Annotated in this window: 13 protein-coding genes, 2 tRNA genes and 1 pseudogene; 14 read left to right on the forward strand and 2 right to left on the reverse strand. The window is 68.9% G+C overall.

The genetic code is table 11. The annotated features are described in order from the left end of the window. Positions 1-24 precede the first annotated feature (24 nt). The 3 genes from AOZ49_RS10855 (at position 25) to AOZ49_RS32955 (ending at position 1,254) form a co-directional block, all read left to right on the forward strand. A tRNA-Thr gene (locus AOZ49_RS10855) sits at positions 25-100 on the forward strand. A gap of 187 nt (positions 101-287) precedes the next feature. Beyond that, entirely contained in the window at positions 288-1,046 is a 759-nt protein-coding gene (locus AOZ49_RS10860; protein ID WP_231690300.1) for a GAF domain-containing protein, read from the forward strand. 1 nt (position 1,047) lies between these two features. Beyond that, positions 1,048-1,254 carry a sulfatase gene (locus tag AOZ49_RS32955; RefSeq protein WP_082380397.1) on the forward strand — a complete coding sequence of 69 codons (207 nt, stop codon included), beginning with the start codon at positions 1,048-1,050 and terminating at the stop codon, positions 1,252-1,254. A gap of 54 nt (positions 1,255-1,308) precedes the next feature. On the opposite strand, the gene AOZ49_RS10865 is transcribed toward AOZ49_RS32955, so the two are convergent. Next, on the reverse strand, positions 1,309-2,697 hold the full coding sequence (locus tag AOZ49_RS10865) for a GntP family permease (protein ID WP_054433707.1): 1,389 nt from the start codon (positions 2,695-2,697) through the stop codon (positions 1,309-1,311). Between the two features lie 153 nt (positions 2,698-2,850). Here AOZ49_RS10865 and AOZ49_RS10870 point away from each other — a divergent pair. The 5 genes and pseudogenes from AOZ49_RS10870 to AOZ49_RS10890 all read left to right on the forward strand — a co-directional run bounded on the left by AOZ49_RS10870 (position 2,851) and on the right by AOZ49_RS10890 (position 6,327). Then, positions 2,851-2,926: transfer RNA gene (locus tag AOZ49_RS10870), tRNA-Asn, on the forward strand. A gap of 238 nt (positions 2,927-3,164) precedes the next feature. Beyond that, positions 3,165-3,530, forward strand: a complete 366-nt coding sequence (locus tag AOZ49_RS10875) for a hypothetical protein (RefSeq protein WP_231690301.1) — start codon at positions 3,165-3,167, stop codon at positions 3,528-3,530. A gap of 59 nt (positions 3,531-3,589) precedes the next feature. Then, positions 3,590-4,493, forward strand: a pseudogene (gene gcvA, locus AOZ49_RS10880) (transcriptional regulator GcvA). 107 nt (positions 4,494-4,600) lie between these two features. Beyond that, positions 4,601-5,074 carry a RidA family protein gene (locus AOZ49_RS10885; protein WP_006392307.1) on the forward strand — a complete coding sequence of 158 codons (474 nt, stop codon included), beginning with the start codon at positions 4,601-4,603 and terminating at the stop codon, positions 5,072-5,074. 47 nt (positions 5,075-5,121) lie between these two features. Then, positions 5,122-6,327 carry an aminotransferase class V-fold PLP-dependent enzyme gene (locus AOZ49_RS10890; RefSeq protein ID WP_054475244.1) on the forward strand — a complete coding sequence of 402 codons (1,206 nt, stop codon included), beginning with the start codon at positions 5,122-5,124 and terminating at the stop codon, positions 6,325-6,327. A gap of 36 nt (positions 6,328-6,363) precedes the next feature. On the opposite strand, the gene AOZ49_RS10895 is transcribed toward AOZ49_RS10890, so the two are convergent. Continuing rightward, the gene (locus AOZ49_RS10895) at positions 6,364-7,257 is read right to left on the reverse strand and encodes a DMT family transporter (protein WP_054475246.1); all 894 of its coding nucleotides are present in this window, start codon (positions 7,255-7,257) and stop codon (positions 6,364-6,366) included. Positions 7,258-7,426: 169 nt separating this feature from the next. Here AOZ49_RS10895 and AOZ49_RS10900 point away from each other — a divergent pair, with 169 nt between their 5' ends. The 6 genes from AOZ49_RS10900 to AOZ49_RS10925 all read left to right on the forward strand — a co-directional run bounded on the left by AOZ49_RS10900 (position 7,427) and on the right by AOZ49_RS10925 (position 15,067). Beyond that, positions 7,427-8,314 carry a helix-turn-helix domain-containing protein gene (locus AOZ49_RS10900; protein WP_054433698.1) on the forward strand — a complete coding sequence of 296 codons (888 nt, stop codon included), beginning with the start codon at positions 7,427-7,429 and terminating at the stop codon, positions 8,312-8,314. Between the two features lie 77 nt (positions 8,315-8,391). Beyond that, complete coding sequence (locus tag AOZ49_RS10905; protein ID WP_054475248.1) at positions 8,392-9,822, forward strand: DUF2868 domain-containing protein; 1,431 nt, start codon at positions 8,392-8,394, stop codon at positions 9,820-9,822. Beyond that, positions 9,815-11,185 (forward strand): GTPase/DUF3482 domain-containing protein, encoded by a 1,371-nt coding sequence (locus tag AOZ49_RS10910; RefSeq protein WP_054475249.1) that lies wholly within the window; start codon positions 9,815-9,817, stop codon positions 11,183-11,185. The genes AOZ49_RS10905 and AOZ49_RS10910 overlap by 8 nt, the downstream gene beginning before the upstream one ends. A 209-nt stretch (positions 11,186-11,394) precedes the next feature. After that, the gene (locus AOZ49_RS10915) at positions 11,395-13,002 is read left to right on the forward strand and encodes an ABC transporter substrate-binding protein (RefSeq protein ID WP_054433692.1); all 1,608 of its coding nucleotides are present in this window, start codon (positions 11,395-11,397) and stop codon (positions 13,000-13,002) included. A gap of 154 nt (positions 13,003-13,156) precedes the next feature. Then, a complete protein-coding gene (locus tag AOZ49_RS10920; protein ID WP_054433691.1) occupies positions 13,157-14,128 on the forward strand; it encodes an ABC transporter permease in 972 nt (323 codons plus the stop codon). A gap of 12 nt (positions 14,129-14,140) precedes the next feature. After that, entirely contained in the window at positions 14,141-15,067 is a 927-nt protein-coding gene (locus AOZ49_RS10925; RefSeq protein ID WP_054433689.1) for an ABC transporter permease, read from the forward strand. Positions 15,068-15,074: the final 7 nt, after the last annotated feature.

Consider the following 15,074-nt stretch of genomic DNA (forward strand, 5'->3'; position numbering starts at 1 on the left):
CTGCGCGCGCCCCGGGCGCGCCACGCCGGTGTAGCTCAGTTGGTAGAGCAGCTCACTTGTAATGAGAAGGTCGAGGGTTCGATTCCTTTCACCGGCACCAATCCAGCACATGAACGACCCGCACCCGCCCAGCGCCGTGCGGGTTTTTTATTGCCGGGCGCCATCCAAACCGATCTGCGTCAACGAATCTGACCGATTAACGCGTCTGCAGGCCCTGATTCCTGGCGCCAGCCGTGCAATGCGCCGCTACCATCGTTTCTCCCCCGCACCAGGATGACTCCGGCCCCATGCATGCGACTTATCTCCCGGGCGCACAGCGCAAACGCTTCTGGCAAAAGAAATGGCCCAGGGAAGTCCTCTTCAGCGGACCGCCGATCCTCGTGGCCGGCTCGGCCGCGGCAAAAAACTGGCGGGACCCGGTATCCGATCCATGGACCATCGGGCTCGCGATCACGGTTTGCCTCTGGCTCGCCCTGGCGGCCGGGGTGCGCGTCGCCGGCGCGCGGGCCGAGGATCGCAAAGGCGGACCGGACGTCGTCCACGAAGGACTGTATGCGGCGGTCTGCACTATGCACACCATGCTTTCCGAATGGTGCAACAAGCGCCAATGCGGCGCCGACATCCGTGCCACCTTCCACCGCGTGGTGCCACCGATTCACGAACCGCGCGAAATCGAACAGATCATCGACTACGCCGGCGCCAATGGCGAGGGCGCCGGCAGAACCTTCCCGATCCATACCGGCATCACGGGCAGGGCCATCCGCAGCAGGACGCCCCTGGTGATGTCCAGCCCGCATGCAACGGAACAGCAACTTCGCACTGAACTGATCCGCGAATGGGGCTATACCGAAACGGAGGTGCGCAGGCTTGGCCCCGGGCGCTACTCGGCCATGGCGGTGCCCGTCCTGGACCGTTCTGGACAGCACCCTATCGGCGTGATTTACTTGGATTCAAGTGACCGCGCGCTCTTTGAACGCGACGATGTGGTGGAAATCGTTGGCGTTGGCACCAAGGCCATCAGCGACTTTGTCACGAAGAGGTACTGACATGCATGCCATCCCCAGGAAACCGGCCGAGACTTTCGTCAAAGCGTCCAAGCTCATATCCAGGCCAGGCGCGGCCATCACCGTCCGCGAATTGACCCTGACGGATTCTGGCGTGCGCGCCATCACCAGCGGTAGCGAGGGTATCAGGCAAGGAGCCCGCGAACAGGCCGGCCCTCCATCACCGTTGAAACGCCTGGTGCCTGCATGAACCAACAAAAAAGGAGGTCTGTCGACCTCCTTTTTTGTTGTGGATTTCCTGCGCTCAGCCCAACGCGGGCAACATGTTGAACAACAGCACCATCACCAGGCCGACCACCGACACGATGGACTGCACCACCGAGATCGTCTTGGTGGCCTCGCCCATGGTCATGCCGAAGGATTCCTTCACCATCCAGAAACCGGCGTGATTGGCGTAGTTGAAGAACAGCGAACCGCAGCCGATCGACAGCGCCAGCAGCGGCAGATTCAACGAGGGATCGGCGCCGGCCAGCGGCGCCAGCAGGCCGGCGGCGCCGACGATGCCGACCGTGGCCGAGCCGGTGGACACCGACAGCAGCATGGCGATCAGCCAGCCCAGCACCAGCGGCGGGAACGCGAACTGGTGGGTCAGGTGGACGATGGCGTCGCCGACCTTGGCGCTGGTCAACACCTGCTGGAAGGCACCGCCGCCGGCGATGATCAGCATGATGCCGGCGATGGGCTTGAGACTCTTGCCGAGCGCGTCGCGCAGTTTCTCGGCGTCGCCGCCACGCGCCAGCACCAGCGCCACGGCGGCGAACAGCACGCCCAGCAGCATGGCCACCAGCGGGTTGCCCAGGAAGGCCGCCACGTGCATCAGGGGCGAGGTCTTGGGCAGCAGCATCTCGGCCACCGCGTGCAGCAGCATCAGCAGCGCGGGCAGCAGGGCCGCCAGCACGCCCAGGCCGACGCCGGGCACCGAATGGCCGGCATCGGCCGCGCGGACGGCGGTGAATTGCTCGAGCAGGGCTTCGTCCGGGCGGGTCGTCATGCGCGGGGCGATGAAGGCGCCGTACAGCGGACCGCCCAGGATCATGGCGGGCAGGGCCGCAAGAAAGCCGTAGATCATGGTCGGACCGACCGTGGTCTTCAGACTCGCGATCGCCGTCAGCGGGCCAGGATGCGGCGGCACCATGCCGTGCATGGCGGCCAGGGCCGAGATCACCGGCACGCCCACGTACACGTAGGCCGAGCCCTTGAAGCGTTCCTGGCCTTCCAGCTTGCGGGCCACGCTGAAGATCAGCGGCAGCATCACCACCAGGCCCACTTCGAAGAACATCGGGATGCCGATGATGAAGGCCACCAGCGTCATGGTCCAGGGGATCATGCGCGCGGAGGTGCGGTTCAGGATGGCATTGGCCAGCCGCTCGGTGGTGCCCGAGTCCGCCAGGATCTTGCCGAGCATGGCGCCCAGCGCGATCACCACGCCGACCGCGCCAAGGGTCTTGCCGGCGCCGTCGGTCAGGTTCTTGACGATGGCGGTCGGCTCCATGCCGGTGGCGAAACCGACGCCGATGGACACGATCAGCAGCGCCAGCAGCGGATGCATGCGGATGCGCGAAACGATGAGTGCGACCAGCACCAGGACACTGACCAGGGCGGTGAGCAACAATTGGATGTCGAACGAAGACATGTGTGAAACCCAGAAAAAACGTGAGAGGTCGCGAACCTTCTGGTTGCCATGATAAGGGATCGCCCTGACGCCCAACCGTCATGAATCCGCCGGTCGTCCGGGTCGTTTTGCATTCCCCGCAAAATTTGTGCATAATTCGCCCCCTCTACCTGTTCCCCGATAGCTCAGTCGGTAGAGCGACGGACTGTTAATCCGCAGGTCGCTGGTTCGAGCCCAGCTCGGGGAGCCAAAGAATGCAGTACTGAAGGGCCCGCAACGTGTTGCGGGCCTTTTGCATGGGCGGACGCCGCAAACAAGACCGCCAGATTCGGACGAAGTCGCCCGTCGATCGGGCGGTGCGCGCCGAAATGCGGGGCGAAATGGTTTTACGATTGACGTCGAGTCACCCGTAACGCCTTGGCTCCGGCCGCGCACTTCTCATGCCTTCCCAAACGACGCCCATCGATGCCAGGGCCGCCTTTGAACTCGTGTTCGGGCTGCTGCAGAAGATCTCCTGGATCATCCATGACGCCTCGGCGCCGCCGCCGGAGCTCGCGGTCATCAAGCGGCATCAGGCGGACGCCGTCAACGTGATCCTGTGGATCTGTGAAACCGGCGACCTGACGGGCTGGCCTCCCAGGACGCCGCTCGACACGCGGGCCACGGCCTCGTATCTGCTGATGGATCTCACCTTCCGCCTCCTCGATCCCGCCTCGCCGCTGTCGGCGCGCACCTGGGCGGTCCCCGCCGGCCAGCCGGCGCATCGGCAGGCGCTGCACATCGTGCGGCACGAAGTACAGCGCAGCAAGCCCGTCACCGCCGCCGACCTGGCCCGATTCCCCGCGCGCGCCTGATTTGCGAGAATGGGGCCTCAGCCGGATACTCCCGCGTCCGGTCCTTCCGCCACCGCCCCATGCGATCCAACCGTTCCCTGCCTGCCCTGGTCTCGCTGCGCGCCTTCGAGGCGGCCGCCCGGCGCCTGAGCTTCAGCCTGGCGGGCGAGGAGCTGTTCGTCACCCAGAGCGCCATCAGCCACCATATCCAGCGGCTGGAGGCGGAGCTGGGCGTGGCGCTGTTCGAGCGCCGCACCCGCGCCGTGGCGCTGACGCCGGCCGGGCAGGCCTATTACGAGCGGGTCCATGCGGCGTTCGCGCTGCTGCGCCAGGGCACCGACGAGATCCGCGCGCCGGCCGCCGCGCGCCACACGCTGCGGGTCGGCCTGCTGGCGTCGTTCGCCACGCGCTGGCTGGCGCCGCGGCTGCCGGACTTCGCCGCCGCCCATCCGGACATCGACCTGCAACTGCTGCCCGACATCGGCCTGGCCGACGTGGCGGGCGGCGAAGTCGACGTGGCCATCCGCTATGGCCGCGGCACCTGGCCGGGCGTGCGGGCGCGCCGGATCATGGCGGAGCGGCTGTCAGTGGTCTGCGCCCCCCGCGCTGGTGGCGGGCCGGCGGCGCCTGCGCACGCCGGCGGACCTGCTGCGCCATCCCTTGCTGGTCTCGCACACCCGGCATCCGTTCGAGTGGGACACCTGGTCGCGCCATCATGGCCTGGATCTGGGCCGCGCCCAGACCGTGCACCTGCACGACTACAACATCGTGGTCGAGGCGGCGCTGGCGGGGCAGGGCGTGGCCATGGGGCGCCACCGCATGATCGCCGCACAACTGGCCAGCGGCGCCCTGGTCGAGGCCTTGCCGGGCACCACCCTGGACGATCCGCGCATCGGCTGGTGGTTCGTGAGCCCGCGCGGCAAGGCCGATGCCGCCGCCCAGGCGTTCCAGGCGTGGCTGATGCGGGCCGCGGCGGACGACTGACGCATTACTTTTACTCATACGTGGTTCGCAATAATTGATTGGTCAGGCGCCGCGCGCGCCGATAGCATGGGGATCACCCTTCCCACTCCCGTTTCACAGGTGACTCCATGACCCGTACGATCTCCGGCCGCGTGGCCGAACTCGGCCTTGCGCTGGACCCCGCGGCCGCGCCCGCCGCCAATTACGTCCCCTTCGTGCAGGAGGGCAACCTGCTGTACATCTCCGGCCAGATCTCGCGCGCCGGCGGCAAGGCGGCGTTCCTGGGCCAGCTGGGCAACCAGATTTCCGAGGCCGACGGCGTCGCCGCCGCGCGCCTGTCGGCGCTGGGCATCCTGGCGCAGATCGCCGCCGCCACCGGCGACCGTCTCGACCGCGTGGCGCGCGTGGTGCGCCTGGGCGTGTTCGTCGCCAGCACGCCGGACTTCAACCGCCAGAGCGCGGTGGCCAACGGCGCCTCGGACCTGATGGTCGAGGTGTTCGGCGACGCCGGCCGCCATGCGCGCAGCGCGGTCGGCGTGGCCTCGCTGCCGCAAGGCGTGGCGGTGGAAGTGGAAGCGGTCATCGCGCTCACCCCCGCCTGATGCCGCGGCGCCGGGCCGTCGCCCGGCGCGACTTTCCTGGAATCGCCATGCCCGCCGTCCTGACTCCCGCCGTCCTGGAAGCGCTGCGCGCCGCCACGCCCGGCACGCGCACCACCGTCCACTTCAACCACGCCGGCGCCTCGCTGCCGTCCGCCGCCACCCTCGACGCCATCCAGGCCCACCTGCGGCGCGAAGCCGAGCAGGGGCCGATGGAGGCGGGCGTGGCCGCCCGCGCGACGACCGAGCAGGCGCGCCAGCTGGCCGCGCGCCTGCTCAACGCCCAGCCCGACGAGATCGCCCTGACCGGCGGCAATTCGCCCGGCTGGGGCGCCGCTTTCGCGGCCCTGGGGCCGTGGCGGGCGGGCGACCGCATCCTGGTCGGACGCCATGAATGGGGCGGCAATCTCTCCGCCATGCGGCTGACGGCGCAACGCGCCGGCGCCACGATCGAAACGATTCCGTCGGACGACAGCGGCTGCGTCGATCCGGCGGCGCTGCAGGCCATGTTGGACGAACGGGTGCGGCTGATCGCGCTGACCTGGCTGCCCGCCAACGGCGGCCTGATCAATCCGGCCGCCGCCATCGGCCGCGTGGCGCGCGCCGCCGGCGTGCCGTATTTCGTCGATGCGGCGCAGGCCGTGGGGCAATTGCCGGTGGACGTGGCCGAGGTCGGCTGCGACGTGCTGAGCGGCGCCGGGCGCAAGGCCCTGCGCGGTCCGCGCGGCACCGGCCTGCTGTATGTGCGGCGCGACTTCCTGCCGCGGCTGACGCCGGCGTTCGTCGATACCTATTCGGCGCCGCTGGCCGCCGACGGCCAGCCGCAACTGCGCGCCGACGCGGCGCGCTTCGAATCCGCCGAGGCCTCGCTGGCGCTACGCTGCGGCCAGGCCAACGCGCTGCGCGAAGCGCTGGATATCGGCCTGGAGGCCATCCGCGCCCGCATCGACACGGTCGCCCAGGCCCTGCGCGCAGAGCTGGCCGCCATTGCCGGCATCGAAGTGCTGGACCAGGGCCACGAGCGCTCGGGCCTGGTGTCGTTCAACCTCGCCGGACACGAAGCCACCGCGGTGCAACGCGCCCTGGCGGCGCAGGGCATCATCATCGGCAGCAACGGCGTGCCGTACACGCCGCTGGACATGAACGCGCGCGGGCTGGCGCAGATCGCGCGCGCCTCGGTCAGCTACCTGACACGCGACGACGAGATCGACCGCCTGCTCGAAGCGCTGCGCGTCCTGGCGCGCCGGGGCGGCTAAAGTCCGACCGTCCCGGCCAGCCGTGGCGGGAGCGCCTCACGCCACGGCCCGGCGCGCGAACGGCGTCCACTTGGTGAAGACCAGCAGGTTGCCGAACATCACCAGCGCCAGGCCCAGCAGCGCGGCGGGCGTCCACTGGTAGCCCTCGGCGAAGGTCGACACGCTCAACGCCACCACCGGGAACAGCACGGTGCAGTACGCCGCGCGCGCCGGCCCCATGCGGCCCACCAGCGTCAGATAGGCGGTGAAGCCGATCACGGACCCCGGAATGGCCAGGCACACCAGCGCGCCGACGTAGGCCGTGGACGTGTCGAAGCGGAACGGCACGCCGGCGATCAGGCAACCTGCCAGCAGCACCGCCGCGCCATACAGCATGCTGTAGGCGTTGCCGGTAAGCGGCCGCAGGCCCGCGCGCTGCTGCAAGGACGACAGCATGTTGCCGGTCGAGAAGCAGAACGTGCCGAGCAGCGCGAAGCCCAGACCCAGCAGGGTCTCGTGGCTGGCCTGCTGGCCCGCCAGTTCGGGCCAGAACAGCAGCACCAGTCCGCTGAATCCCACCACGCCGGCGACCATCACGCGCGGCGCGATGCGGGTGCCGAACCACAGCCGCGCGTTCAGCGCATTCCACAACGTCGCGGCCGAGAACACCACCGACACCAGGCCGCTGGGAATCCACTGCGTGGCGGTGTAGAAACAGAGGAAGTTCAGACAGAACAGGCACAGCCCCTGGCCCAGGCACAACAGGTGCCCGCGCCGGTCCATGCGCTGCAGTTTGCGCGTCAGCAGCAGGGCCGCGAACAGCACCAGCCCGGCCAGCGCGAAGCGGTAGAAGATGGAAACGGGAATGGCCACCACGCCCAGCTGGAGCTTGATGGCGATCCAGGTGGTGCCCCAGATGATGACGGTCAGGAAATACAGGAAGAGATTCACTTTCGGACGCTCGGCAGGGCGAAAAAAGACATGGGATCGGGGCATGCGAAAAAGCGCTGCCCTGTCGCGCAGTCTGCACCCGCGCGAGCCGCGAAAATTGCCGGTTCTTGCGGTTTTTCTTGGTTCGCGCGATCCACGCGCGCAAGGATCGCAGTAGCATTTCGGTTCCATGGGCACCACCGCATCGGCTCCGTCCGACTTCTCCGTTTTCCGCACGCTGTCCGCGTCCACCGCGACGCTGGCGCGCGCGGCCTCGCTGGGCGAGGGCATCGCCATTTCGCAATGGGGTCGCAGCGCCCACGAGACGCTCGGCTACGACATGCCCGGGCATCACACGCTGTCGCTGTACCTGCATGGCGGCGAGAAATCGTTCCGCGTCGGCAATCCGCTGCACGGCGGCGCCGGCAAGTTCTGCGTGCTGCCGGCCGAGCACTATTCGCGCTGGTGCATGAACGACACGGTGCACTTCCTGCATCTCTACATCGCGCCGGAGCGGCTGGCGCGCGAGGCCGTGATGCGGCTCGACTGCGAACCGCGCTCGCTCGAACTGCGCGACCGCACCTACATCCACGACGACTCGCTGACCGACGTCTGCCGGGCCCTGCTCGACACCGACTGGAACGCGCCCGCCGACCGCCTGGCCGCCAGCAGCGCGGCCGAGACGGTGCTGCATCACCTGCTGCTGCAGGGCGTGGCGCGCAAGGCCGCGCCGCCGGCCCGCGGCGGCCTCGCGCCCGCGGTGCGCCGGCGCGTCATGGACTACGTCGACGCGCATCTGGCCGAGCCCTTGACGCTGGACCAGCTGGCCGGCGTAGCCGCGCTGTCCACCTACCATTTCGCGCGCATGTTCCACGCCTCGTTCGGCGAACCGCCGCACGCCTGGGTGCGCGCCCGCCGCCTGGCGCATGCGCGCGGCCTGCTGGCGGCCGGCAAGGGCGACCTGGCGGGCATCGCGCAGGCCGCCGGGTTCGGCAACGCCAGCCACCTGTCGCGCGTGTTCCGCGACGCGGTCGGCGTGACGCCGGGCCAATACCGCGCCGCCCGCCGCGGCCACTGAAGCGCCGGCCCGGCCGGCGCGCCCGGTCTACAATGGCGCACCGCCCTTCGCGGCCTTGATCGCCTGCCCCGCCCGCGATGCCATCGCCGATTACCCGCGACGTTTCCGCTGCCCCCGACGCCTCCCGCCCCTTGCCGCTGCGCGCGCATTGGCTGGCCGAGCTGATCCGGCTGCGCGAAGCGCATTGGGGCCCGCTGGAAGACGCCGCCGTGGTGCGGCAGGTGCGCCAGCTGGACGTCGCGCTGCCAGACCGCATCCTGGCCCGCGCGCAGCACCTGGCGCAACGTGAAAACCTGGCGCCGCTGGTGGACGGCTGGCGCCGCAGCGCCTGGGCCGTGCTGGCCGTGTTGCTGCTGCTGGCGCTGCTGTCCGGCGCGGGCGTGGCCGCCAGCGCGCTGGGCGACGGCGCCCGTCCCGTCAATGTGCTGTGGGCGCTGGGCGCCTTGCTCGGCCTGCACGCGCTCACCTTCCTGCTGTGGCTGGCCAGTTTCCTGCTGACGCCGGCCGCGATGACCCCGCTGGGGCGCCTCTGGCTGTGGGCCACCCGCAAGCTGGCGCGCGGCCCGGACAGCGCGCTGGTGCCGCAGGCCCTGCTCAACCTGCTGGCCCGCGCCGGCGCGCTGCGCGGGCTGTTCGGCGCGGTCAGCCACGGCCTGTGGCTGGCCGGCCTGGGCGCGGCGCTGGCGACCTTGCTGGCGCTGCTGACCACCGCCAGCTACCGCTTCATCTGGGCCACCACGCTGCTCGCGCCCGACACCTTTGTCTGGTTGACGCAGGTCGTGGGCTGGCTGCCCGCGCACCTGGGCTTTCCGCTGCCCGACGCCGCCATGGTGCGCGCCAGCGACGGCGTCCAGGCGCTGGGGGCCGACGCGCAGGTGCAGTGGTCGTGGTGGCTGATCGGCGTGCTGGTGACCTACGGCATCCTGCCCCGCCTGGTGGCGTGGCTGGCATGCGTCGCCGTCGCCCGGCGCGCCTTGCGCGGCCTGCGCATCGATCCCGCGCTGGCCGGCTACGCGGCGCTGCGCGACCGGCTGGAGCCGCCGGCCCAATCCACCGGCATCGACCGCCCGGTCGACCCGCTGCACCAGCCCCGCGTCGAATCGGCGATCCCGGCGGCCATGGGCGGCCAACCCGTGCTGCTGGGGCTGGAGCCGCCGACAGACCTGGACTGGCCGCCCGCCGGCCTGCCCGACGCCATCCGCATGGCCGGCAACCTCGATACCCGCGAGCAACGCAATCGGCTGCTGGACGCGCTGTCGCAAGCCGCCGCCTCGCGCCTCCTGATCGCCTGCGACGCGCGCCAGACGCCCGACCGCGGCACGCTGGCGCTGATCGCCGAACTGGCCGCGCATGCCGGCCAGACCCGCGTCTGGCTGCGCGCGCCCGCCGCCGCCGACAGCCGCGAACCCGTCTGGCGCGAGCGCCTGGCGGCCCTGGGCCTGGAGGCCGGCGCCATCATCGGCCCCGGCGGCGCGCCGCTGGCCTGGCTGGAGCATGGCGATGCGTGAGCCGCTCATCAGCATCGCCGTGGTCGGCCACACCAACACCGGCAAGACCTCCCTGCTGCGCACGCTGACGCGTGACACCACCTTCGGGGAAGTGGCCGACCAGCCCGGCACCACCCGTCACGTCGAGGGCGCGCGCCTGCGGCTGGACGGCCGTCCGGTGCTGGAATGGTTCGACACGCCGGGCATGGAAGACAGCATCGCCCTGCTCGAGTACCTGGAACGCCTCACCCAGCCCGGCGAACGGCTCGATGGACCGGCGCGCATCCAGCGTTTCCTCGACACCCCGGAAGCGCACGGCCGCTACGAGCAGGAAGCGCGCGTGCTCAGGAAGATGCTGGACTGCGACGCCGCGCTGTACGTGGTCGACGCGCGCGATCCGGTGCTGGGCAAGCATCGCGACGAACTGGCCATCCTGGCTGCCTGCGGCCGCCCCTTGCTGCCGGTGCTGAACTTCGTCAACGCGCCCGCGCACCGCGCCGGCGAATGGCGCGACGCGCTGGCGCGCCTTGGGCTGCACGCGGCGGTCGAGTTCGACACCGTCGCGCCGCCGCTCGATGGCGAACAGCAGCTCTACGCCAAGCTCGGCGTGCTGCTGGACCGTCACGCCGGCACCCTGGCGCAACTGGCCGACAGCCTGGCGCGCCAGCGGCGCGAACGCCACGAGGCGGCGTGCGAGCTGCTGGCCGATCTGCTGGTCGACGTCGCCGCGCTGCGTTTGACCAGCGCCAGCGACGAAGCGGCGCTGGCCGCGACCGCGCAGCAACTGCGCCAGCAGGTGCGGCAGCGCGAACAGGCCTGCGTCAGCGCCTTGCTGGCGCTCTACAACTTCCGCTCATCTGATTTCGACGACGACGCGCTGCCCCTGCAGGGCGAACGCTGGGGCATGGACCTGTTCCATCCGCAGGCGCTCAAGGACATGGGCGTGCAGGTCGGCATGGGCGCGGCCGCGGGGGCCATGGCCGGCGCGGCGGTGGACCTGCTCAGCGCCGGCCTGAGCCTGGGCACCGGCATGCTGATCGGCGCCGCCGCCGGCGGCCTGTGGCAGGGCGTGGAAAAGCTCGGCAAGCGCGTCGCCGGCAAGCTGCGCGGCTGGCGCGAGATCAGCGTCGACGACGCCGTGCTGCGACTGCTGGCGCTGCGCCAGCGGCAATTGATCGACGCGCTCGAACGCCGCGGCCACGCGGCCCGCGCGCCGCTGCGGCTGGACCGTCCCGATGACGATGCGCTGCGCAGCGGCCCCTTGCCCGAGGCGCTCAAGGAAGCCCGCAGCCGCCCCGAATGGTCGGCGCTGGCGCCTGGCCACGAAGACAGCGAACGGCGCAAGCAGGTGGTGCGCGAATTGGCGAAAGCAAGCAAGTACTAACCCCAATCCAAACCGATTGACGCTTAAACGAATCGCTCTATAAGATTCGTTTTGCATCGGTGCGGTCCATCCCGCCATGACAATCACAAGGGGTTGGATCTACCGTGAACCGCCTTTCCTCGTAGCAGCAACGCCATGCCCCGGCTCCCCGTGGGCCCGGGCCCTATCACTTCTGTCGCGCTATCCGCGCATTACGGAGCATGAGGGCTATGCGTACTTTTCCCCACCTAAAGCAAGCGGCGCTGGCAGCTGCGCTGACGGCCTCGCTGGCATTCAGCGCCGGCGCGGCCGCCAAGACCTTCCACTGGTCTTATCAAGGCGACGCCACATCGATGGACCCGATGGCGTTGAACGAAACCTTCACGCTGGGTTTCCAGGGCAACATCTACGAAACGCTGGCCGGCTACGACGGCAACCTGAAACTGACGCCGCTGCTGGCCGAGAGCTGGGAAAACCCCGAGCCCACCAAGTGGGTCTTCAAGCTGCGCAAGGGCGTGAAGTTCCACGACGGCTCGCCGTTCACCGCCGATGACGTGATCTTCTCGTGGAAGCGCAGCCTGACGCCGGGCTCCGACATGAAGGGCTACGGCGCCAAGGCCTCCGACATCAAGAAGGTCGACGACTACACCATCGAGGTCACCACCCCCACGCCCAACCCGATCCTGCCGCGCGAATGGGTGTTCCTCTACATCATGAGCAAGACGTGGTCGGAGAAGAACAAGACCACCGAAGCCACCAACGTCAAGGGCGACAACCAGGGCAACTACGCCAACCTCAACGCCAACGGCACCGGCCCGTTCATGCTGGTGTCGCGCCAGCCCGACGTGAAGACCGTGCTCAAGCGCTACGACGGCTACTGGAACAAGGACATCAAGACCAACGTCGATGAAGTCATCTTCCAGCCGATCACGCAGGAAGCCACGCGCGTGGCCGCGCTGATCTCCGGCGAGATGGATCTGGTGCAGCCGGTGCCGGTGCAGGACTGGAAGCGCCTGGAAGACGCCAAGGGCGTCAAGCCGCTGACCGCGCCCGAGGCCCGCGCCATCTTCATCGGCATGGACCAGGACCGCGACGAACTGCTGTTCTCGGACGTGAAGGGCAAGAACCCCTTCAAGGACCCGAAGGTGCGCGAAGCGGTGGTGCTGGCCGTGGACACCAAGGCCATCAATGAGAAGATCATGCGCAACGCGGCCAAGCCGCTGGGCTCGCTGATCGCCACCGCCATCAACGGCTACGACGAATCGTTCGGCGCGCCCTACAAGCCGGACCCGGAACGCGCCAAGAAGCTGTTGGCCGAGGCCGGCTACCCGAAGGGCTTTTCCGTGACCATGGACTGCCCCAACGACCGCTACGTCAATGACGAGAAGGTCTGCCAGGCAGTGGCTGGCATGCTGGCGCGCGTCGGCATCAAGATCAACCTGCTGGCGCAGACCAAGTCCAAGTATTTCGGCAAGATCCTGCTGCAGGCCGGCAACCAGACCAGCATGTACATGCTGGGATGGACGCCCAGCTCGACCGACGCCCACAACACGCTGCTGAACCTGGCCGCGTGCCGCGACGCCAAGACGGCGGCGGGCCAGTTCAACCTGGGCGGCTACTGCAACAAGAAGGTCGATGACCTCACCGCCAAGATCGGCGTCGAGACCGACCAGGCCAAGCGCAACGCAATGATCAAGGAAGCCTTCGGCATCGTGCGCAGCGACTTCGGCTACCTGCCGCTGCACCAGCAGCCGATGTCGTGGGGCGTGAAGGACAACATCAAGGTCATCCAGCGCGCCGACGACGTGCTCGACCTGCGCGACGTGGTCCTGCCGTAGTCCCCAGGCGCCGCGCCACGCCGCAGGGCGTGCGCGGCGCTGTGTTGATGCGACCCCCGCGACAGCGCCAGCCGTCCGGGCGCGCCCGGCCCAGCCCCGCTTGCCGCCTCCGGCAACGCGGCCCGGCGTTATCCGACCAAGAGGGCATCCAACCATGCTTTCCTTTATTGCGCAGCGGCTGATCCAGTCGGTGCTGGTGATGTTGACGGTGGCGCTGATCGCGTTCTCCATGTTCCGCTATGTTGGCGATCCGATCGCCAGCATGGTGGGCCAGGACACCACGCCCGAACAGCGCGATCAGCTGCGTGAACAGCTGGGCCTGAACGATCCCTTCGTGGTGCAGTACGCGCATTTCGTCGCCAACGCGGCGCGCGGCGACTTCGGTATTTCCTACCGCCACCGCCGGCCGGTCAGCGAACTGCTGGAAGAACGCCTGCCGGCCACGCTGGAGCTGTCGTTCGTGTCCGCCGTGATGGCGCTGGCGCTCGGCATCCCCATGGGCATCTACACCGCGCTCAAGCGCCACGGCGTGCTGTCCAAGACCTTCATGGCGATTTCGCTGGCCGGCATCTCGCTGCCGACCTTCCTCATCGGCATCCTGCTGATCCTGTTCTTCGGCGTGCAGCTGCGATGGCTGCCCAGCTTCGGGCGCGGCGACGTGGTCGGGCTGGGCTGGTGGACCACGGGCTTTTTGACCAAGTCCGGCCTGCTGGCGCTGATCATGCCGGCGATCACGCTGGCGCTGTTCCAGATGACCCTGATCATGCGGCTGGTGCGCGCCGAAATGCTGGAGGTGCTGCGCGCCGACTTCATCAAGTTCGCGCGCGCCCGCGGCCTGCCGGAGCGCCTGATCAATTTCCGCCACGCGCTCAAGAACACCATGGTGCCGGTCATCACCATCACCGGCCTGCAGCTCGGTTCCATCATCGCCTTCGCCATCATCACCGAGACGGTGTTCCAGTGGCCCGGCATGGGCCTGCTGTTCATCCAGGCCATCAGCATGGTGGACATCCCGGTGATGGCCGCCTACCTGGTGCTGATCGCCTTCATGTTCGTCGTCATCAACCTGGTGGTCGATCTGCTGTATTTCGCCGTCGACCCGCGCCTGCGCGTGCAGAGCAAATAAGGGAACCGCCTCATGAACGCCCGCATCGCTCCCTTCTTCGCGCGCGCCGCCGACAGCGACCTCTGGCACAGCTTCAAGCGCTCGCCCGGCGCCATCGTCGCCGCCGCCGTCACGCTGGCCATCCTGCTGGGCGCGCTGTTCGCGCCGGTGGTGGCGCCGCACAATCCGTTCGACCTGGCTTCCCTGAACATCATGGACGCCAACACCCCGCCCGCCTGGCAGGAGGGCGGCAGCGCCGACTTCCTGCTGGGCACCGACGACCAGGGCCGCGACATCCTGTCGGCGATCCTCTACGGCTCGCGCGTGTCGCTGCTGGTGGGCTTCGCCTCGGTGCTGTTCTCGATGGTGCTGGGCGTCACGCTAGGCCTCATCAGCGGCTACGCCGGCGGCCGCGTCGACAGCTTCATCATGCGCATCGCCGACGTGCAGCTGTCGTTCCCCGCCATCCTGGTGGCGCTGCTGATCGACGGCGTGGCGCGCGGCCTGCTGCCGCGCGACATGCACGACGAACTGGCCCTGTACGTGCTGATCTTCGCCATCGGCATCTCGGGCTGGGTGCAGTACGCCCGCACCGTGCGCGGCTCGACGCTGGTGGAACGCAACAAGGAATACGTGCAGGCGGCGCGGCTGATCGGCATCGGCCCCATCACCATCCTGCGCCGCCACATCCTGCCCAACGTCATGGGTCCAGTGCTGGTGATCGCCACCATCCACCTGGCGATTGCCATCATCACCGAGGCCACGCTGTCGTTCCTGGGCGTGGGCGTGCCGCCGACCGCGCCGTCGCTGGGCACGCTGATCCGCATCGGCAACAGCTACCTGTTCTCGGGCATGTGGTGGATCTCGATCTTCCCCGGCATCGCGCTGGTCGCGCTGGTGCTGTCGGTCAATCTGCTGGGCGACTGGCTGCGCGACGCGCTCAACCCCAAGCTGCGCTGAGGATGCC

It is taken from the genome of Achromobacter sp. 2789STDY5608615 (assembly GCF_001298995.1).
GTDB classification, from domain to species: Bacteria; Pseudomonadota; Gammaproteobacteria; order Burkholderiales; family Burkholderiaceae_B; genus Achromobacter; species Achromobacter insuavis.